The organism is Prevotella histicola (genome assembly GCF_055385135.1).
Window position 1 is genome coordinate 147,228 of sequence record NZ_AP043793.1, and the last position, 21,624, is coordinate 168,851.

18 protein-coding genes and 2 tRNA genes are annotated in these 21,624 nt (G+C 36.4%); 11 read left to right on the forward strand and 9 right to left on the reverse strand.

Annotated features, from left to right (window positions below):
* Positions 1-2: 2 nt before the first annotated feature.
* From ACZ48L_RS00605 to ACZ48L_RS00650, 10 genes are all read left to right on the forward strand, one after another.
* A complete protein-coding gene (locus ACZ48L_RS00605; protein WP_025791672.1) occupies positions 3-1,187 on the forward strand; it encodes a glycosyltransferase in 1,185 nt (394 codons plus the stop codon).
* Complete coding sequence (locus ACZ48L_RS00610) at positions 1,187-2,329, forward strand: EpsG family protein (RefSeq protein WP_025791673.1); 1,143 nt, start codon at positions 1,187-1,189, stop codon at positions 2,327-2,329. The genes ACZ48L_RS00605 and ACZ48L_RS00610 overlap by 1 nt, the downstream gene beginning before the upstream one ends.
* The gene (locus tag ACZ48L_RS00615; protein ID WP_025791675.1) at positions 2,326-3,228 is read left to right on the forward strand and encodes a glycosyltransferase family 2 protein; all 903 of its coding nucleotides are present in this window, start codon (positions 2,326-2,328) and stop codon (positions 3,226-3,228) included. Before ACZ48L_RS00610 ends, ACZ48L_RS00615 begins: the two co-directional genes overlap by 4 nt.
* A 6-nt stretch (positions 3,229-3,234) precedes the next feature.
* The gene (locus ACZ48L_RS00620; RefSeq protein ID WP_025791677.1) at positions 3,235-4,194 is read left to right on the forward strand and encodes a glycosyltransferase family 8 protein; all 960 of its coding nucleotides are present in this window, start codon (positions 3,235-3,237) and stop codon (positions 4,192-4,194) included.
* Positions 4,195-4,309: 115 nt separating this feature from the next.
* Positions 4,310-5,371, forward strand: coding sequence for a glycosyltransferase (locus tag ACZ48L_RS00625; RefSeq protein ID WP_025791679.1), 1,062 nt, complete (start codon positions 4,310-4,312; stop codon positions 5,369-5,371).
* 215 nt (positions 5,372-5,586) lie between these two features.
* Complete coding sequence (locus ACZ48L_RS00630; RefSeq protein ID WP_025791681.1) at positions 5,587-6,690, forward strand: glycosyltransferase family 4 protein; 1,104 nt, start codon at positions 5,587-5,589, stop codon at positions 6,688-6,690.
* 49 nt (positions 6,691-6,739) lie between these two features.
* Positions 6,740-7,921 (forward strand): glycosyltransferase family 4 protein, encoded by a 1,182-nt coding sequence (locus ACZ48L_RS00635; protein WP_025791682.1) that lies wholly within the window; start codon positions 6,740-6,742, stop codon positions 7,919-7,921.
* Positions 7,922-7,927: 6 nt separating this feature from the next.
* Positions 7,928-9,043 (forward strand): ATP-grasp domain-containing protein, encoded by a 1,116-nt coding sequence (locus tag ACZ48L_RS00640; RefSeq protein ID WP_025791684.1) that lies wholly within the window; start codon positions 7,928-7,930, stop codon positions 9,041-9,043.
* A gap of 9 nt (positions 9,044-9,052) precedes the next feature.
* Positions 9,053-9,688 (forward strand): sugar transferase, encoded by a 636-nt coding sequence (locus ACZ48L_RS00645; RefSeq protein WP_008822301.1) that lies wholly within the window; start codon positions 9,053-9,055, stop codon positions 9,686-9,688.
* An 8-nt stretch (positions 9,689-9,696) separates the two neighbouring features.
* A complete protein-coding gene (locus tag ACZ48L_RS00650; protein ID WP_025791685.1) occupies positions 9,697-11,058 on the forward strand; it encodes a DegT/DnrJ/EryC1/StrS family aminotransferase in 1,362 nt (453 codons plus the stop codon).
* A 318-nt stretch (positions 11,059-11,376) separates the two neighbouring features.
* On the opposite strand, the gene ACZ48L_RS00655 is transcribed toward ACZ48L_RS00650, so the two are convergent.
* Together ACZ48L_RS00655 and ACZ48L_RS00660 are read right to left on the reverse strand one after the other, a co-directional pair.
* Positions 11,377-12,174 carry a tetratricopeptide repeat protein gene (locus ACZ48L_RS00655; RefSeq protein ID WP_025791686.1) on the reverse strand — a complete coding sequence of 266 codons (798 nt, stop codon included), beginning with the start codon at positions 12,172-12,174 and terminating at the stop codon, positions 11,377-11,379.
* Positions 12,171-12,500: a 2-amino-4-hydroxy-6-hydroxymethyldihydropteridine diphosphokinase gene (locus tag ACZ48L_RS00660; RefSeq protein ID WP_025791688.1), complete on the reverse strand. Its 330-nt coding sequence runs from the start codon at positions 12,498-12,500 to the stop codon at positions 12,171-12,173. The genes ACZ48L_RS00655 and ACZ48L_RS00660 overlap by 4 nt, the downstream gene beginning before the upstream one ends.
* A 122-nt stretch (positions 12,501-12,622) precedes the next feature.
* Here ACZ48L_RS00660 and ACZ48L_RS00665 point away from each other — a divergent pair, with 122 nt between their 5' ends.
* On the forward strand, positions 12,623-13,573 hold the full coding sequence (locus tag ACZ48L_RS00665; RefSeq protein WP_025791690.1) for a glucosaminidase domain-containing protein: 951 nt from the start codon (positions 12,623-12,625) through the stop codon (positions 13,571-13,573).
* A gap of 416 nt (positions 13,574-13,989) precedes the next feature.
* Here ACZ48L_RS00665 and ACZ48L_RS00670 read toward each other — a convergent pair whose 3' ends face one another.
* The 7 genes from ACZ48L_RS00670 to ACZ48L_RS00700 form a co-directional block, all read right to left on the reverse strand.
* Complete coding sequence (locus ACZ48L_RS00670; RefSeq protein ID WP_025791691.1) at positions 13,990-15,222, reverse strand: GTP-binding protein; 1,233 nt, start codon at positions 15,220-15,222, stop codon at positions 13,990-13,992.
* A gap of 112 nt (positions 15,223-15,334) precedes the next feature.
* A tRNA-Tyr gene (locus ACZ48L_RS00675) sits at positions 15,335-15,416 on the reverse strand.
* 7 nt (positions 15,417-15,423) lie between these two features.
* Positions 15,424-15,498 (reverse strand) — tRNA-Val (locus ACZ48L_RS00680).
* Between the two features lie 131 nt (positions 15,499-15,629).
* Complete coding sequence (locus ACZ48L_RS00685) at positions 15,630-16,931, reverse strand: NCS2 family permease (protein WP_025791693.1); 1,302 nt, start codon at positions 16,929-16,931, stop codon at positions 15,630-15,632.
* A gap of 29 nt (positions 16,932-16,960) precedes the next feature.
* Positions 16,961-17,737 (reverse strand): NAD(+) diphosphatase, encoded by a 777-nt coding sequence (nudC, locus tag ACZ48L_RS00690; RefSeq protein WP_025791694.1) that lies wholly within the window; start codon positions 17,735-17,737, stop codon positions 16,961-16,963.
* A gap of 11 nt (positions 17,738-17,748) precedes the next feature.
* Positions 17,749-19,497, reverse strand: coding sequence for a bifunctional metallophosphatase/5'-nucleotidase (locus tag ACZ48L_RS00695; protein WP_025791695.1), 1,749 nt, complete (start codon positions 19,495-19,497; stop codon positions 17,749-17,751).
* A gap of 183 nt (positions 19,498-19,680) precedes the next feature.
* Positions 19,681-21,015 carry an NADP-specific glutamate dehydrogenase gene (locus ACZ48L_RS00700; RefSeq protein WP_025791696.1) on the reverse strand — a complete coding sequence of 445 codons (1,335 nt, stop codon included), beginning with the start codon at positions 21,013-21,015 and terminating at the stop codon, positions 19,681-19,683.
* Positions 21,016-21,624 lie beyond the last annotated feature (609 nt).

A 21,624-nucleotide genomic window follows, 5' to 3' on the forward strand; every position in this document is an offset into this window, starting at 1 on the left:
AAGTGAAGAAGAAAGTTCTTTTTATTATAGGAAGTCTGCAGTCTGGAGGTGTATCGAAAAGTATGGTAAGCCTACTAAATACATGGGATAGAAACAAGTATGATACTTCTCTATTACTATGTTGCAAGGAAGAAGATGTTTTCTCAAAATATCTACCCGATAATGTAAAAATTATATATAGTCCAATTATCGAACATGTTATGGGAGGTTTTTCTTCTGCAAGATGGTTGTTATTGCATGGACATATATTACTTTCTTTAGGCGTTTTTTTACGACTTATTCTTTCGCATGTATCTAAATCATTATCAGCTGAGTTAATTGCTAAGATGATGCCTGTTGTATCACACGAGTATTATGATTTAATTGTTGATTATGGTGGCCAACAATTGCTTTATTATATGGTTAACAAGTTGTCTGCAACAAAGAAAGTTTCTTTTTTTCATAGTGATTACTCTAAATGGTCTTTCTATTATAGTGCTGACAAAAAATATTATCCATTAGTTGAGCATATATTCACTATCTCCCAGACTTGTGTAGATTCTTTGAAAGAGTTTTTCCCAGATTGTTTAGAGAAGATCTCTATTATGGAGAATATTTCATCGCCTACTACGATTAGGCAACAATCTTTAGAATCTTTGGGAGATTTCAGCCAGAAGATTAATGAAATGAAAGCTAAGGGATATACTATTTTATGTACCATTGGACATATCTGTTATGGGAAAGGCTTTGATTTTGCACTTGAAGCTTCCGAGATCCTTAAGCGTGAAGGTATTAAATTTAAATGGATTTTTATAGGTAAAGTTTTAGAGGATAACTTCTTAAAAGAAATAACAGAAACGGGACTTGTCGATGATATAATTCTTGTTGGAATTCAGAGTAATCCTTACCCATATATTGGGATATCTGATATTGTGGTTCATCCATCCAGATTTGAAGGTAAATCAATATCCTTAGATGAAGCGAAGATTTTATGTAAGCCTATTGTCGTTACAAACTTTTCAACAGTTGGTGATCAGTTTGAAAATCGAAAGAACGCAACGATATGTGAAATGAATGGAAAAGGTTTAGCGAATGCAATTATAGAGTTGATAAAGGATTCGACTTTGCAAGATTCTTATAGAGAGTATCTTGAAACACACCTAATTGATAATTCAAGTGAAGTAAATAAATTATATAGATTTTTATAATGGCATATTATATTATTTTATTTGTTATAACTGCTGTACTTGCATGGTCATACGATGGTAATACGAAGGTACCTAAAATTACGTTCTTTTCTTTTTGCCTAAGTATTGGTTTGTTTGTTGGTTTAGCGGATATGTTAGGCGGATATGATAGATATATTTATTGTGAGGTATTCCAAGATATGCATGAAAATGTTACTAAAGGAGCATTCTTCAGTGAAGAGTTTTTGCGTTTCTTTGGAAAAGAACCGGTTTATGGGTTGATTAATGATTTTATAGCTTTGTTTACTCCTAACCGATATATCTTTATTTTAGTTTACACTTTGGCTTTATATGTGGTGTATGCTATTAATTTTTATAGATATACTAAAAATCCATTTTTTGCTCTACTTATATTCGAGGGGTTGATGTTCTTCTTTACCTTTACTTATCTTCGACAAGTATTAGCAGCAGGTGTAATATGGCTGTCAATTCCTTATGTTACGCAAAGGAAATTTAAGAAATATATTTTGTTTGTGATACTGGCAACACTCATTCACAATTCTGCGGCATATATGATTCTTTTGTATTTTATTCCAAGGCGGAAGTTTGAAAAAAGTAATATTATTTTATTCATGTTAATATTGTTACTTATTGGAATTAGTGGTGTAACGAAGTTTATTTTTTCAATTTCAGGAGAGGTTATTGATGATACTAAAATTGCTGGATATGCAAATACAGCTGAGTTTAGATTTAGAATCGAGTATGTAATTGAATCTGCGTTATTTCTTTTCATTCTATTGACAAATTATAAAAAGATTGGCGAAGATGAATATTCATTGACTATGGTTAATGTATATTTGATGTTTTGTGGGCTTCTACTTTTCTTTTGTAAGTCGTCTGATGGTGGGCGAATAGCATGGTATTGTCTGTTAGGAATTATTGTTGTATTAGAAAGGCTTTGTAGACCAAAATCTGCAGTTCCATTAAAAGGGTTCATAACAATAATGTGTTTTGTACTTTTCTATCGAATACTTGTTGCTTGGGGTGTTTTGCTTTATCCTTACAAAACGTTCCTAACTCCAGGTGTTAGACAAGGGGATTTCATAGAAGAAGGGTATGAATACGATCATTCGTATGATAATGATAAATTTTATAATTTATGATAACCATATTTACTCCTACGTACAATAGAGGGAATTTGTTAAACAGGCTATATCAAAGTCTTTGTAAACAAATATACAAAGAATTTGAATGGGTGATAGTTGATGATGGTAGTACAGATGATACTGCTTCTATTGTCGAATTGATACAGAAAAAGCATTTAAGGAATGAGTTCCCAATCCGTTATTTTAAGAAAGAGAATGGGGGGAAGCATACGGCAATTAACTTAGGAGTAAAGAAGGCACAGGGGGAGTTATTCTTTATCGCTGATAGTGATGATTTCTTACCAACAGATTCTTTACTGATTGTTCAAGAAGAATGGGACAAGATAAAATATGATGATTCTTTTCTCGGCTTGACTGGTGTTGATGCAGATACAAAAGGAAATATAATAGGTAGTGGTTTACCAAAAGAATACATTGATTGCCATGCTTGGGAGATATCACCAGTTTATAAAGTTACAGGTGACTTAAAAGAGGTTTTCCGAACGGAAGTGTTACGCCAATTTCCTTTCCCTGAGATTAAAGGAGAAAGATTTTGTCCAGAGGTTTTAGTATGGTTTCGGATGGCACGGCATTACAAAATGAGATTTTTGAATCGTATTATTTATATCGCGGATTATCAACCAAATGGTATCACGTCAGCAATATCACGCTTACGGATGAATAGTCCTATAGGTAGTATGTTAACATACTCAGAATTGCTTAATTATCCCATTCCGATAAAGGATAAATTTAGAAATGCGATAAACTATTGGCGTTTCCGTTTTTGTTTAAGACATACGAATAAGAAAAAAGCGATATCACAAAAAATGGAAATACCTGAAATCAGCACGAGGTGGTACTTTTTAGCACCAATAGGTTTTGTAATGCATATTAAAGACATAACATTATATAAATAAAAACAGATGGTATCAGATAGTCTTCACATTGCAGTGTCTTCAGACTCTAATTATTCAAAATTGGTTTCTATATTACTTGTATCGCTTTTTGAAAATAATCAGTGGGCGGATTACATAACCATACATCTTTTGTCTAACAACATAGATGAAGAGAATATAAAACATATAAAAGAGCATATTCCTCGTGATAAAGGAGAGCTAAAAATATATGATATTAGTGATATTGCATGTAGATTAAAAATAGATGTTCCTGAAACGATTGCTATTTCATCATATTCTCGATTATTTCTGTCATCACTTTTAAATGAAGATATTGATAAAGTCATCTATATGGATGTAGATGCAATCGTTTGGGGAAGTTTAAGAGATCTTTGGTGTTTGGATTTAGATGATAATCATATTGCAGGAGTATTAGATGACGTAGCACTTTATGCAAAAAAAGCTATAGGTTTAAAAAATAATGATGCATATGTCAATGCTGGTTTCTTGCTAATAAATCTGAAACAATGGCGGAAAGAAAATGTTGAATCTAAAATATTAGATTATCTTATAGCGCATAATGGTAATGTCTTTCATCATGACCAAGGGTTGATAAATGCTGTGTGCAATCGTAAAATGATTTTACCAGTCAATTATAATATGGTAACTAATTTCTTTGTTTTTCCATATAAAAGTTTTAAGCAAAAACCATTCTATTCTGAAAAAGAAATGATAGATGGCAAGGAGCATCCTATATTTATTCATTTTACAGCAGGGGTTGCTAATCGACCATGGATGACTAACTGTAAACATCCTTTGAAAGATAGTTTTCTAATGTACAAAGCAAAATCTTTGTATAGAGATGCTCCATTAGAAAAGGACTCGCGTTCGAAAAAACTTAAGATACTTGCAAGTCTGTACTATCATTTCAAACCACTATATTACTTTAGTCTCAAGCTTCGTTCTCTAATAGAGAGTAAAAAATAGATTCTTATCAATGTAAACGATTGATTCGTTTTACAGGGAAAAAGCAACTTACATCTTGATAGATAGTAATGAAGATTTCTATCGATATTTGATTTGTTAAATTAAAGATTCTTTTATGAAAGTATACATAGATCCGAGAACAGAATACAGATATACCTCATTTTATAGGTTAGGGTTATATAAATTATTTGGAAAAAATAATATAATTTATACGGCCAAACCTTTTGAAGATTTAAAGATTACAAATGCAAATCAACATGGTTGTGGCATGGAAGTTATATTTGATGATGAGTGTGGTAAAATAACAAAGGTATATTTTGATATAAAAGATGTTGCTGAAATTGAAAAAGACAAATATGATTGGTGTGACATCTATTCTAAAGTCAATATAAAGTTTGGAGATTTAGAAAAGTATGAAAAATTATTTGTTCCTGGGCCTAACTTTGCCATAAGGAATCGTTCTCTTGTAAGTTTATTAACATTTGGCTTGTTAAATTATTATCGTGGAAAATCTTCATCTTTTCAATCATTAAGACGATATATGCATGATTATTTCTATATTTATGTGCGTCGTCGCCCCATGAAATATTATGAAGATTTTGTAAAAGTAAAACCTAATTATGTTTTTCACGCATCAACATTATGGTATAATCAATTTGCGAAAGATTGCACCAATCTTTATCGAGGGGAATTTTTGAAATCTTGTCAACGTGCGGGTATGGAAATCGAAGGTGGGTTGTACTATTTAAAAGATGATCCAGATGTTTTGTCGGAGATGCCCGACTATCCTTATTATGAAGAAATATATAAGGACTTTCTATATGATAAACGTCTTTCAATGGATGATTATATCCGAAAGACAAAAGAAAGTGTAGTCGTTTTCAATACCCCAAGTGTTTGCGGTTGTCATGGTTGGAAGTTAGGTGAATATCTATGTATGGGAAAGGCTATTATCTCTACACCATTGACACGAGAGATGCCTGCACCATTGGAACATGGTAAGCATGTACATTTTGTAAATTCTGTAGATGAAATTTATGATGCAGTAGTAAAGATTAATACTGATGAAGATTACCGAAAACATTTAGAGGAAGGAGCAAGGCGTTATTACGAAGAATGGATTGCTCCAGAGGTTGTTATAAAACGGTTGTTGGAAGGGATAGGTGAAAAGAACTAAGATAGAAAAGAATTTCTTGGTTCTCGGTCACTTTTTACATTTTCAGCTTTGCTGTCATATTTGTCACTAAAGATCGTAGCATAAAGTTCATTATATCATGTAGTTATATTCTAATGTTAAAATGACAGGAAACTTGTATAAACTTTATTTTGATACTTTATACAGATACGATAAAAAAGAAGAGTTGGATGATATAGCATAAAAGATATAAGAGAATGAGAATTTTACAAGTCATAACATCTTTGGATATGGGCGGAGCTGAAACCTTGGTTGTAAATCTTATACCAAGGTTGCAGGACTTAGGACATACAGTAGATCTATGTGTCTTTGATTGTACGGAAACACCACTGACTAAACGATTAAGATTTGAAAGTCCACAGACGAAGATTTACGCATTAGGGCATGGGGTTTATAATCCTCTCTATATATGTAAATTGGCAAAGATTATGAAAAACTATGATGTTGTTCATACGCACAATTCTTCACCACAACTTTTTGTTGCAATCGCCAATATGTTTGTTCGCACGAAACTTGTATCTACGGAACATAACACCTCAAATCGGAAACGGAACTGGAAATGGTACCGTCCTATAGAAAGCTGGATGTATGGAAGATACAATCATGTGATTTGTATCAGTAAGATCGCAGAAGAGAAATTAAGGGAATATATGGGAGGTGAATGGCTTGTCAAATCATCAAATAAGTACAAATCAATTACCACAATAAACAATGGGATAGATGTCAATGCTATTTCAAAAGCTGAACCATGTAAAGAATTATTAAACTTAAAAAAAAGGCGTAAGTCTATCTTGATGGTGGCTGGATTCCGAAAGCAAAAGAACCAAGATACTATTATTAGGGCTTTAACCTTATTAGATAAAGAAAAATACGAGATCTGGTTTGCTGGTATAGGTGAACGGATGGAGGAAATAAAACAATTAGCTCTTTCTTTAGGTATTAGTGAGCGAGTTAGATTCTTAGGCTTACGTACTGATATTCCAAATGTTCTGAGAGCTGCAGATGTTATTGTAATGTCTTCTCATTGGGAAGGATTGAGTCTTAGTAATGTAGAAGGAATGAGTGCACATAAGCCTTTTATAGCTTCTGATGTTAATGGTTTGAAAGAGGTTACTAAGGGGTATGGTATTCTTTTTCCACATGAGGACGCAAAGGCATTGGCAGAAGAAATCAACCGATTAGCAAATGACGAAGATTATTATAATGAAATAGCTGAGCGCTGTTATAATAGAGCTTTAGAGTTTGATATCAGCAATACTGTAAGTGGTTATGCTGATGTGTATAAAAATATCTTAAATTAATATCATCAAGTTTTCGTCTTGATAAATAGGTTTCTATAAGTTGAAAGATATTCAAAGAAAAAAGTTAATTCGCATAACAACTGCAGATATATCCTTAGATGGATTGCTAAAGGGGCAGTTGAAATACTTGAACCAATACTTTGAGGTTATTGGTGTTGCAAAGGATACGGGTGTTCTGAAGGAGGTTAGCGAACGAGAGGGGATCCGTGTAGTAGATGCTCCGTTAGAACGTCCTATTAGTTTAGTAAAAGACATCAAGGGCTTATGGTTCTTATATCGTCTGTTCCGTAAGGAGAAACCATGGTGTGTACATGCTAATACTCCTAAGGGAAGTTTGTTAGCAATGATTGCTGCATGGTTTGCATGTGTCCCGCATAGGGTATATACCGTTACTGGTTTACGTTATCAGGGTGCTCATGGGCTTTTCAGAAAAATTCTAAAAGGAATGGAAATCTGTACCTGTTTCTTTGCAAACAAGGTAATTCCAGAAGGAAATGGAGTAAAGAAAATTTTACAGGAGGACCATATTACCAAAAAGGAGTTGAATGTTATTCTGAATGGAAATATAAATGGAGTTGATATCGACTATTTCTCTCCTGACCACTTTACTGCAGAAAAAAGAATAAAAGGAAAAACATATACAGGAAATAAAGAAGAAATTCGTCAAGACTTAAATCTTAGTAAAGATGATTTTGTTTTTATATTCATCGGGCGAATCGTTGGTGATAAGGGCATGAATGAATTATCTGATTCTATGAAACGTTTTCAAGAAGAAGGTAAAAACGTAAAGTTACTTCTTGTTGGGCGATTTGAATCAGAACTCGATCCTTTGAAGAGTGGTAATGAGGATTTCCTTAGAAATAATCCAGATGTACGCTTTGTTGGCTATCAAACAGATGTGCGTCCATTCTTTATTGCAGCAGATGTTTTAGTTTTTCCAAGCTATAGAGAGGGCTTCCCTAATGTAGTTTTGCAAGCTGGTGCGATGGGTCTTCCATCTATTGTAACTAATATCAATGGATGTAATGAGATTATCAAGGAAGGTCAGAATGGTAAAATTTTTCCTTCAAAAGATGCTGATGCATTATTTAGGGAAATGAGTTGGTGTATTGAAAATAAGGATCTTATAAAGGTGATGGCTTCACAATCTCGTAAAATGATAGTTGATAGATATCGACAAGAAGAGGTTTGGAAGGCAACACTCAAAGAATACGAAAAACTTGAAAAGTAGTTGACTATGAAGTGTGATGTTATTGTAACATATTGTTGGAACCGAGTTGGGTATAATATTATTCGTAGTCTTTACGAAAAAGGCCTAAAGGTTGTAGTAGGAGATACATCATCATATAATATTTGCAGTATCTCTAAATTTAGTGTTGGTAATTTTTTTTATAGAGATTTCAAAAAAGATGAGCAAGGTTTTATAGAGGATTTGAAGAAAGCTATCAAAGAATTCTCTCCCAAAGTCCTTATGCCCACGCATGACGAAGCCTTGATTATTGCGAAACACATAGACAAGCTTCCTAAGGATGTTATATATACAATGGAATCTTATGAGAAACAAGTTTTGTTGTCCGATAAGTATCAAGCAACTGTCTTATCAGATTCTGTTGGTGTACCAGTGCCTCGCTTTATAGATGATATAAAACAAGCTACATACCCAATAGTAATTAAAACAAAATTCGGTAACTCCGCAAAGGGAGTATTCTTTCCTAAGAATTATGAGGAGGCAAAAAATATCTTACTCCAATATGATACGAGAGATATCTTAATAGAAGAGTTCTTTGCAGGTATAGATTACAGTGTAGACTGTGTTAGGTATGATGGCTTCTTCCAAGCATGTACATATAGATCTTTAGTAACAAAGACAGATGGTGGAGGTACAACAACACAAAGAATTTTGGTTGAAATGCCAGAATTAGAAAGATATTCTAAGCTAATTTTAGATAAAGTTGATTATAAAGGAGTTTGTGGTATAGATTTTAAGGTTAATGAAAAAACGAAAGAGGCTGTGTTTATTGAGGTTAATGCTCGATTTACTGGTGGTTTAGCAACACCAATGGCTGGTGGTTTTGATATTCCTTATATTGTGTATTCCCTTTTTACATCAGGAAAGTATGAGCATAAGATTCAACCACGTATGGGAACAAAGACCAAGTGGATTCTTGGTGATATTATTACTCTTGTAGGTAAGATTCTTCGTTGCTCTCTGACAATGAAAGAGTTTAAGCAAATTATGAGTTGGAACTTTGATGCTTTTGATGATTATAGAAAGGAAGACAAGAAAGCTATATTGGGTGAGTTCCTTTATTACTTTATAAAATTGGTAAAGAATAGAAATCTGAATCCATAAGTTAATATTATGTTTTTAAAATGGTTATTTGATAAACTTGCTTCATTGTTTGGGTTGCTCTTCCTTAGTCCTGTATTATTGGTAGTAGCAATTCTAATCAAGGTGAAGATGCCTGGTCCTGTATTGTTTTGTCAGAAGCGAGTAGGGCAGTATGGTAAGCTGTTTACTGTATATAAATTCAGATCTATGACGGTTAAAGCTGAAGCTTCTGTGGCAAGTAGGGATTCAGATGCGACATCTATTGCTTCGACCGAACAGAATCGTATTACACCTCTTGGGGAGAAACTTAGACGCTATAAGCTAGATGAGCTACCAGAACTCTGGAATGTACTGAAAGGAGATATGAGTTTTGTCGGTCCACGTCCAGATGTCCCCGGTTATGCAGATCAGTTGCAAGGAGAAGAAAGAGATATTTTAAAGTTAAAGCCTGGAATAACAGGTCCAGCCAGTTTGAAATATAGGAATGAGGAGGAACTCTTAGCGTCTGTAGATAATCCTGCTCAATATAATGATGAGGTTATCTTTCCAGATAAAGTTAAGTTAAACCTCTATTATCTAAAGCATTACTCATTTATAAAGGATATTCAAATGATTATCTGTACAGTTCTTGGTAAGAAGATGGACTATGCAGATGAAATAATATAATTAGTAAAATGGAAAGAAAACGTGTTTTACTTTGTCTCGCTCACATGAGTGGTAACGAGATGAGATACATCCAAGAGGCGTTTGATACCAACTGGGTTGTACCATTGGGACCTAATGTTAATGGTTTTGAGGATGACTTGAAGAGATTTGTAACCTCCTCCTCATCCTCTAACAAAGATGTGGTATCCCATAGAAATGAGGAATATCCACAGACAATTCTCCCTCATGAAAATAATCCAGAAAGTTTGTGGAGAGATCCTATTAAAGGGTTAGAAGACAAGCATGTCGTAGCTCTTTGCTCTGGAACAGCTGCTGTTCATTTAGCTTTAATAGCTTTGGGGGTAGAAGCTGGTGATGAGGTTATTTGTCAAAGCTTCACCTTTTGTGCCAGTTCTCATCCCGTAACTTATCAAGGGGCAAAGCCTGTCTTTGTTGATTCTGAGAAAGAGACATGGAATATGGATCCAGTGTTATTGGAAGAAGCTATCAAGGATAGAATTGCTAAGACTGGTAAGAAGCCAAAGGCTATTATAGTTGTTTATCTTTATGGTATGCCTGCAAAGATAAAAGAAATTCTTGCAATAGCAGATAAGTATGATATCCCTGTTGTAGAGGATGCTGCCGAGGGTTTAGGTTCAAGATATGATGGGCAGGTATGTGGTACCTTTGGTGAGTATGGTGTACTGTCATTCAATGGTAATAAGATGATTACCACATCAGGTGGTGGTGCACTTATCTGCCCTAATGAGGCTGCTCGTAATGATGTGATGTTCTATGCAACACAAGCTCGTGAGGGTTATCCTTATTATCAACATGAAAAGATTGGCTATAACTATCGTATGAGTAATGTTTGTGCAGGTATTGGTCGTGGGCAGATGACGGTCCTTGATGAACACATTGCGCATCATCGGCATATAGCACATTTATACGAAGAGGCGTTCAAGAAGATTGAGGGTATTGATTTTCATGCTAATCCTTCTTCTGAATATGATTCTAATTATTGGTTGAATACAATAACAATTAATCCTTCAATTAAGGTAAGAGGTCAAGAGAATGCCTATAAAACAACAGTAAAAGGAGCTGTTGGAGGAGCTGCTGGTGTGATTCATGCAGTTGATAGTGCACATACTGATTGTGAGCCAAATACCAATGTTGAGGCTATGCGTGTCTTCCTCGATAAAGCTAACATCGAGAGTCGTCCCCTATGGAAACCTATGCACAAGCAACCTTGTTATAAGGATTGTCCTGCATACTTAAACGGTGTAAGTGAGAGTTTGTTTAGTACAGGAATGTGTTTGCCAAGTGGTCCATTGGTGACAGATGACGATGTGCGTTATATTGTAGAGACAATACAAGCAGCTATCGAATAAGAGTAAATAAATTAGGAGAATATAAGTAGGGCTGACGTCGTGGATTCCATCTTCCGCGGTGCCAGCCCTTAGCGTGTCTCCCCATAGATACTAGATTATCGATATATCTTTATATTGTCTATAATCTGTCTTCTATGTTGTATCCGTCTAACAATTGGGTAATATCCTGCGTGTAATGAATTCCGACTTGGTTTGTCAATCTTTACGGCGATATTTGTGTTTAAAGTTGCTTGCCGTTTCCTACGTTTAAACTTTATTATCTGATGCAAAAGTACGAAAATAAATTGAATGAACGCAAGAAAATATTAGAAAAAGTCATTAATTTTCGTCTTTTACTTCAAGTTTATTCATAAAAAGTTTGTCAAGATTGATAGGTGAAATAGGTAAATTTGGCTTAGATGGAATTATAATATTATCATCTGTCGATGTACTATCAGTGTATATCGAAATCTTGATTGGCAGCTGTTTTGTCTTAAGATTCGCCCTAATTTTTTCTAAATTAATTGTATCTTTTGGTAATGATGCTGCGAATTTAGTCCAACATGCTTCTGCCATTCTTTCTATTTGAGCCAATCTACTTTGTGTGTTTTCATCATTTTTATATACTTTATACGCCTCTTGTGACTTCTCATATTGTAAGAAAGCATGTTTCCAGTCTTGCATAAACATATAACATAACCCTAAACGATAATATACATTAGGCTTCTCACGATTGTAACATACCGTAAGTGTCTTATTATAATAAGGTATAGCCTCCTTGTATTGTTTTAGATTGAAGTGGCTTTCTCCTGCTGCATAATAATAAACTGAACGCTCACGAGGAGCGAAAGCTTCTAATTGTGGGATGGCTTTATCTAAGTATTTTGCTGCAGTCTCATAGTCCCATTCATAGTAATAACACAACCCGATATAGGCTTTAAAGCGATTGTTGAGTTTATATGTTTTGTCAAGTCGTTGGAAGATGAGCAGTGCTTCATGATATTTTGCAGCTGTGAAATATTCCAAGGCTTTGCCTAACTCCTCAGAATCAGGGTTACTTTGGGCTATTGTCAGTGTGCATGATATGAAGAGGAGAAGTAGAGTCGCTACTTTCCTTCTTATATTTGTTATCTTCATTTCTGCCATATAACCTCCTTGAATTTCTTATCTCCATAACAGATGAGGTCTAAGTCGATTAGGACTATACCTTGCTGATGGTTCTCGTGGGAGTCTCCTAGCTCTATTTCAATCTCTTTTAAGCATGTTTGGATGTACTCGAGAGGATATGATGTCTCAAATGACCCCATACAGTTTAGGAATCTATCAGATACAATACCGATAGGTTCCGTCCATTCTTCTTTCGTGAAATTTATGCCCGGAAATATTTGTCTGAGGCGTATTTGCGCTTTATGAATGTTTTGCTCCTGCTGGCAATTTGAGCCAAGTGTTATGATAGTCTTCATTGTTTATCTACTACAAAGTTACGCATAAGTTTTGATATGTTTGTGAGAATTTAAGAGAATTAGTTTTGAAATCTATCAAAAATCGTGTATTTTTGCATCTGTATAAATTTAAAATCCTTTTTATGAAGCGATATATTTTTCTGTTACTTTCATTTTTGTATATGTTAGCAGCTACGGCTGGTACACCCCTGAAGTGGAATCAAGTGTATCAGACGTATATCAATCAATATAAAGATATGGCAATTGAAGGGATGCTCAAATATGGAGTTCCTGCCAGTATTACATTGGCCCAGGGACTTTTAGAAAGTAATGCAGGCCGTGGACGTCTTGTCTTATTGGGCAATAATCACTTCGGTATAAAGTGTCATGGATGGACTGGTCGTACGATTACACATGATGATGATGAACTGGGAGAGTGTTTTCGTGCTTATGGTAATGCTTTGGAAAGCTTTGAAGATCATTGTAGATTCCTTCGAGACAGACCTCGTTATCAAAGTCTTTTTAGCTTAAATAGAAGCGATTACCGAGGTTGGGCATATGGACTGAAGCGTGCTGGCTATGCAACTAACCCTGTTTATGCACAAAGCCTTATCAATATTATTGAGACTTATCAGCTTTATCAATATGACAAAGCTAAGGATTATGATCGGTTCATGGTTCATCACAGTGGCGAGAATTCCTCTGTAGTCTTAGATAAATCAGCACCAAATGTAACTACTGCTAATGGGCTACATACAATTCATAAATATAATGATAATTATTATATTATTGTGAGAAATGGTGATACATTTAAGTCACTTGGAAAGGAATTGGATCTCAGTTATAGAAAGCTAGCGAAGTATAATGAACGTGACAAGCATGACAGACTCGTTCCAGGAGAATTTATTTGGTTGAAGAAAAAGCGTAAGAAAGCTCCGAAGAACTTCAAGGATCGCCTGTATTATGTGCGTAAGTCAGAGAGTCTCTATGATATTGCGCAGAAGTATGGTATCCGTTTGAAGAGTCTTGTAGAAAAGAATGAGAAGATAGCTGAGCGTGGATTGCGTATTGGAGATGAAGTTAGACTGTATTAAAAGATAGATCATCCACTGGTATAAGATATAGTTGGGGTAGTGACAGTTTAAACCTTTCTCTTTCCCTGAAAATATTTTACGGTTACCGTTCTTCTTTCTGTTACATAATGAGAGGTTAATGTGAATTTGTCGGTCTGTAATATATTGTTAATCAATATATTGTGGTTGGTAAAATAAAAGGGCATCTTTTGTATTGCAAAAGATGCCCTTTTGAGTCTTAAAAGATACCCTTTTATTGATCAAAAGATGCCCTTCTACAATGTGAAAGAGTATCTCTTAGCCAGCATTCTCTGTATTTTCTTTACATTACCATTGTAGAAACATTGTTTGGACATATATCATGATACTGTAGATAATGAGAAAGCGGGCACTGTATTATTAAAGACAGTACCCGCTTTTATTATTCTTCAGTCTGTTTAAAACTCCGTCAGACACTTATCAAGTGCCTTGGTTATACCTTCTTTATCAAGATCTTGCCCAATAAAGACTAATTTCTGCATACGATCACCATAAGGCTCTTCCCAATCTGCCTTTACCTTTGGATTATTCTCTAAGAATTCTCGAAGTTGGAACTGAGGCATTGTTGCATACCATTGCCCTGCATTGCGAATACTTACTTGCTTACCAGCCTGCTCGAAGACATAACAGATGTCCTTTTCATTCTTGAAGTAACACAGTCCTTTACAACGAATTATTTGCTTTGGCCATTGGCGCGCAACAAAGTCATCGAAGAAGTTTATGTCAAATGGTTTACGTGCATAATAAACGAAAGTCTGTATATTGTATTCTAATGCTTCACCACTTTCTTCATTTTCCAATCCATGATGATGATGATGGTGGTGATGATGTCCGTGATGGTGCTCGTCTTCTTCATGCCCATGATGTTCGTCCTCCTCCTCATCTTCTTCGTCCTCATGATGTCCTTCAATTTCGGCAATCCATGATGCAGATGTGGCAACTTCATCAAAGTTAAAGGAGCCAGTATTGATAATTTTATCCAAATCAACATCACCATAGTTGCATTCTATGATCTCGGCCTTAGGCTGAAGAGAACGTATAATACTGCGTACCATATTTTTCTCTTCTGTTGTAACATCATCAACTTTGTTTAATAAGATGATGTTACAGAACTCAATTTGCTGTATCAGTAGGTTTTCTATATCATCTTCTTGTAAGTCTTTCTTAAGTAGATCATTACCTTCAGAGAACTCATCACACATTCGGCGTGCATCTACTACAGTTACAATTGAATCAAGTACAGCTTTGCCATTCTTTGCGAGGTCTGGATACATCTGTGGATATGCACAGATAGTTTGTGCTATAGGAGCTGGTTCACATATGCCACTGGCCTCAATAACAATATAATCAAACTTGTTCTGTGATACAATTTCATTTAATTGCTGAACAAGGTCCATCTTCAGAGTACAACAGATACAACCGTTTTGCAATGCAACGAGCGAGTCGTCTTTCTGGTCAACAACTCCTCCAGCCTCTATGAGATTTGCATCTATGTTCACTTCGCCAATATCGTTGACAATAACAGCGAACTTTATGCCTTTTTTGTTAGCGAGAATCTTGTTTACTAATGTTGTTTTCCCACTACCTAAGTAGCCTGTAAGTAATAAGACTGGTGTTTCTTTTATCTTCATTTTGTAATCCTTGTTTATATTATCTTATGTCTACAAAATTACAAAAAATATGCCAAGTGCAGGCATAAATAAAAACAAAAGAGTTGTAATCAATCTGATTACAACTCTTTTGTGGGTAGTGATGGATTCGAACCACCGAAGCTAGAAGCAGCAGATTTACAGTCTGCCCCATTTGGCCACTCTGGAAACTACCCATTGTAGTGGGCGTTGACGGATTCGAACCGCCGACCCTCTGCTTGTAAGGCAGATGCTCTAAACCAGCTGAGCTAAACGCCCTTACTTTTCGTAAGCGAGTGCAAAAGTAGTGATTTTCTCTGATTCGTGCAAGTTTCTGTTGTGTTTTTTATCAAGGATGAATGAAAAAAGGCGCATCTTGTGCGCCTTCTTTCAATATATAGGATATGGTATTATCCAATAATAAAGTTTAGAACGAAGAGTACTGCAAGAATGCAGAGAGTCCAGTTCAGGTCCTTCCACTGTCTTGTACAAAGCTTCATGATAACGAATGACAAGATTCCTAAGCATATACCGTCTGCAATAGAGTAGCATAGAACCATAGTAATCATTGTTATAAAAGCAGGGAATGACTCACTGATATCTTGTAGATTAATCTTCTTTACAGAGTCGAGCATTAAGACACCAACCATGACCAGTGCGCCACTGGTTGCAGCACTTGGGATAAGAAGGAAGATAGGGGAGAGAAGGAGTGATAAGATAAAGAGGAGTCCAACGGTAAATGAGGTGACTCCAGAGCGTCCTCCTTCAGCAATACCACTGGCACTCTCCACGTAAGTTGTTAATGTAGAGCTTCCGAGCATTGCACCACACGTTGTGCCTATGGCATCACTCATCATGGCTTCTTTCACATGAGGGATGTTTCCGTTTGCTTCAACAATACCCGTTTTATCAGCCAGACCCATTAATGTACCAATGGTATCGAAGATGTTAACCAAGAGTAAAGAGAATACAACTAAGGCTGTCTTGAGGTTAAACATCCCAGCAAAATCAAACTTACAGAAGAGTGGGCTGATATCCTGAGGTGCAGAAACAGGAAGCCAATGGTCAGGGAATACGGTTACTCCCATAGGTATTCCAATGATCGTAGTTGCAATAATACTCCAGAAAAGTGAGCCTTTTACGTTCTTTGCCATAAGAATCCCACTGAGTAAGATGGCAATAATACCAAGAATACAGCTATTGGTAAATGCTCCAAGACCAACAAACGTAGCTTCTTTTGCAACGATAATACCTGCATTCTTGAGTCCAATAAATGCAATGAACATACCAATACCTGCAGAAATAGCATAGCGAAGGTTATGAGGGATAGAGTCCAGTATCATTTCACGAACATTAAAGAAAGTGATAATAATAAAGACTATACCTTCAATCAGCATGATAGCTAATGATTGTTGCCAAGTGTAACCCATTGTCTGGCAAAGGGTATAAGCGAAGAAGGCATTTAGTCCCATTGAAGGGGCTTGGGCAAATGGTAACTTTGCCATGAATGCTAAGAGCAATGTTGCTATAGCTGCAGCAAGGGCTGTTGCCGTAAATAAAGCCCCCTTATCCATTCCTGTAGATGACAGGATGGCGGGGTTTACTGCTAAGATATAGCTCATTGTTAAGAACGTGGTGGCTCCCGCAATAAGTTCTGTGCGGAGCTTCATGGATTTAGGATCAAATCCTAAGGCCTTTTCTAATAAAGTCATCATTGTTTTTAAGGTTTAAAACTCATTATTTATTTAGATGTTTTTTCTAACCAATCATCAAGAATCATACGTGCGATTGATAATTTCTCTGGAATAGTAGGGAGGTTTTCTTTTGTAAACCAGGCTCCTTTTGATAGCTCACTCTGTTGTAAGTGAATGTCGCCACCATTATAATCAGCGTTGAATCCTACCATTAGCCCACAAGGATAAGGCCAAGGTTGGGAACCAAAATATCGAAGATTCTTAATTTGTATGCCAGTCTCCTCTGCAACTTCTCTATGTACAGCTTCTTCCAATGTCTCACCTGTTTCAACAAAGCCAGCTACTAATCCATAGAATTCTGTCTTGAAATTACGTGCATGCACCAATAGGACTTCGTCACCACGATGCACAAGGACTATGATAGCTGTTGCTAACTGTGGCCAAACTTCTTTTCCACAGTTCGTACAGCGTTTGGAGATATCTGTATGCATCTTCATAGGCGCTCCACATACACCACAGAATCTCGTATTATTATCCCAGTAAAGTAACTCATGACATTTACCTGCTTTAAGATAAAATTCATTGGGGAGACGATAGAAGGAAGGGCGTAAACCACACATCTCGTATTGTGGATAATCCGTGACAGGCTGGTCTATCATTATAGCTTTGACCTCAGTCCCATCCTCCATTGGGGTGATATTTAGAACATGTGTCCATGGGTGTAATGGGATGGGGCAATCTTCTGATAATGGGATGGAGAAAGAATCTTCTGCTTTCTCCAACATGATATCAGTCTTGCAGAATATAAACCAATACTTCTTCATTATCTTTGTTTTTATTCTCCAAATAAAATTTTCCGATCGCGTGCAGCTGCTGGCACTGTCCATGCTTCGGGGATGAACTTCCAGTTATTGTGTGGTTGTGGATTCATAATGCCAGCTTTTTTTATCTCTTCCATTAGATAATGTCTCTGGTCCTTTTCACTTTCCCAGATAATACGGTTCTTTAAGGAGTCGCGTGCTATACCAGCTCCTTTAGTTAAGAGCTCTCCACCTCCATTAGCACGATAACTGTTTACTGCAACAGTGTACCATTTATGTTCATCGAACGGCTCTCCATTGCTCATTCGTAAGATATGAACTTTCTCTCCATCGGGTTTTGTGACATCAACAACATAGTCTATTCCTGCTGCAGAGTCGAAATTGAAAGAGAAGTTTTTGAAACCTAAGCGTTGTGTATCATCGCGTGTGTTTGCAAGGAGTAATAAGTGGTCATCTGGACTCTTCATTGTATTTACCCAGAGGTCATAGCTCATCTCGAGATGCTTACGAACTTCTTCGCCAGTAAGGCGCATGACGCATAGTTGGTTCTCATATTTATAGAGACTGAACATGTCTGCAACTGTTACATTACCTGCTTTTATAGCAGAGTTAAATTGTAGTGGTGCATTGAAAGCAATGTCGGCATGTGTGATCTTCAATTCTAAGTCAAGAATGAGGTCATTGAAGGCAGAATTACCAAAGAAGCAATCCTTTGTGTAGATTGTGTTTGCAAATTTCCCGATTACTTGCTCACTCCAAGCCTTTACAGAATCTATTTCTGGTTGGAAGTGTTGCATGAAATCCTTGTCTGGAATGATATTTCTTACATCAACTAACTCACCTGATGCATGTGTAAGAACATAGCTTCTTTTCCCCTTGATGGTTTTAGGTTTTAAAGTGAGTGTTGTTAATGCCACTTTTTGCGCATTGTTGGCAGGATCGAGGCAGATGACATCTTTGCCGTTTATATTCTTTTCTATAGTATTATGGGGAGTGTGGTCATGCCCGAAGAAGATAACATCGAAGCCGGGAACCTCCTGTGCCACCTTTTGAGAAGCATCCTCATCATATTGGGGAGTCTTGATACCTCCATTCCAACCAGAATGAAACAAACCAACTATAACATCAGGATTTTCTTTCTTTTTCACCTCCTCCATGGTACGTTTAGCGCATGAAACCATCTCATCGAAACGAAGGCCACTCCATATTGTTTCCTTCAACCAGTTGGGTATTGCAGGTGTCAGCATACCGATAACACATACTTTCAGTCCGTTCTTCTTTTTAATGACCGTGTAAGGAAGTATGTAAGGTTTGTTAGTTCTAGCATTGATGATATTTGCACCAAGAATAGGGAAGTGTAATTCTTTAAACCACTTGTCATAGACACTATGCCCTGTCTCAATATCGTGATTGCCAACAGTTGCAGCATCATATCCCATGTAGTTGAGAACACTGGCTGCAATGTTTTCCTTTTGTGGTACTATATAATTATAGTAGTATGATATGGGTTGTCCTTGCAGAATGTCTCCGTTGTCTAGAAGGTAGATATTATCCTTACCATATTCTTTCCGCAAACCTTGAACAAAAGTATATACCCTTGCCATGGAACCACTTTTAGGTGAGCGGTTGATGAAATCGTAAGGGAAAAAAGACCCATGTACATCAGAAGTTTCTACTAGTTTGATTGTTATGTCTTTATTCTGTGCCATAGCGTGAGAACAGAGTCCTAACATGATAGTGAGTACGATCGTTGATAGTTTCATATGTGTTTATTAAAATCAGGTACAAAAGTAATAAATTAAACGCAAATAAAGGCAACTGTTTTCTTATGTTTTATCGTTTGTATGCCGTGTTGTACTCCATTCTTCTTAGAAAAAGAAAAGGAGGCATACCTATTAATTGTGGTATGTCTCCTTTGTTCTGATTTATATGTTCTCAAGTTTAGATTAAACAATTCCCTGCGCCATAATAGCTTTAGCTACTTTGATGAAACCAGCGATGTTGGCACCTTTCACGTAGTTTACATAGCCATCAGGCTCTGTTCCATATCTGACACAATTCTCATGGATGTCATCCATGATGTTATGTAGCTTTTGGTCAACTTCTTCACGATCCCATTTCAGTCGTTCTGAATTCTGGGTCATTTCGAGTCCTGACACGGCTACACCGCCAGCATTACTCGCTTTGCCTGGACAATAAAGAACTTTTGCTTCTTGAAAGATTCTTACGGCTTCTGGGGTGGATGGCATGTTTGCACCCTCTGTTACAGCGATAATACCGTTATTGATTAATGCTGTCGCAGCCTCGGCATTGATCTCATTCTGTGTGGCACAAGGAGTTGCAATATCAGCCTTCTCGAACCATGGCTTTGCTCCTGGAACGTATTTCACTCCATATTTCTCTGCATATTCCCGGATGCGTCCACGTTCTATGTTCTTTAGCTCCATAATATATGCTAACTTCTCTTCATTTATTCCATCTGGGTCGTAGATATATCCATCAGAATCGGAGCATGTAACAGGTTTTGCTCCAAGATGTAGGAGCTTTTTAATCGTGTATTGTGCGACATTACCTGATCCCGAAACTAAAACGGTTTTTCCTTTTAGGTCAATATTTCTTGTCTTGAGCATATTCTGCAGGAAGTACACGTTACCATAGCCTGTTGCTTCTGGCCGAATAAGCGATCCTCCGAACTCTTGTCCTTTGCCTGTAAGTATCCCTACAAACTGATGAGTAAGTTTCTTATATTGTCCGAACATGTAGCCTACTTCGCGTCCACCGACGCCAATGTCTCCTGCAGGGACGTCACAGTCGGGACCTATGTAATGCCATAGCTCACTCATGAAGGCTTGGCAGAAACGCATCACTTCAGCATTTGATTTACCTCGTGGAGAAAAATCTGATCCACCTTTGCCACCACCCATTGGCAGTGTTGTCAAAGAGTTTTTGAATGTCTGTTCAAAGGCAAGGAACTTTAAGATGGACTCGTTGACAGAAGTGTGGAAACGTAAACCACCTTTATAAGGACCGATGACATTGCTATGCTGGACGCGATATCCCATGTTTGTCTGAATATTACCTTTGTCATCAACCCAATTTACTCGAAATTTGATAATTCTGTCTGGTATGCAGAGGCGTTCAATAAGGTTTACACGCTCAAATTCGGGATGTTTGTTGTACTCTTCTTCAATGGTTTCCAACACTTGTGATACTGCTTGAATGTACTCTGGCTCATTGGGGAAACGCCGTTGTAAACTCTCTACAACTTCTACTGCTTTCATAATTGATTCTGTTTTAAATGGTTGTTTATTCCTATCCTGGAAACTCTTAACCTTTCTCTTCAAGGTTTTTGATGTTGCAAAGATAATCATTTATTTCTTAATAAAGAGCATTTTGTTATAAAATATGCCGATTTGTTTTAAAATAGTCATTATTTATGGTGTTTTTAGAATAAAACCTAATGGTAAGCTAAGTGTTGGCTATCCATTGTTGTTAGTTTTCTAGTATTGGAAGTCTAGATCATCTAAAAGGCTGGAATCCAAGTGGGGAAGTCCAGCCTTAAATTATGTTAGTAGAGAATGTCTAGTAGGCAGTAATATCTTGTTATATAGATTCTTTACATTGAATGTAAGGTGTTGTTTATATTGGTTGGGATATGGCTATAAGTTCTTTATCTTTCTTCTTAACGCAATTCTATACACTAAATTAAAGTAACTTTGACTTCTAACTTAAAACTCATTTGTACTTTAAGTTAAAGTCCACTCGTACTTTAAGTTAAAGGTCGCTTGCACTTTAAGTTAAAGTCCAATCGCACTTCAAGTTTGGGTGTTTTCTAAAGTGAACTTATACTAAAAAGAAAGCCTGTAGCTTACTTACATGTAGCTACAGGC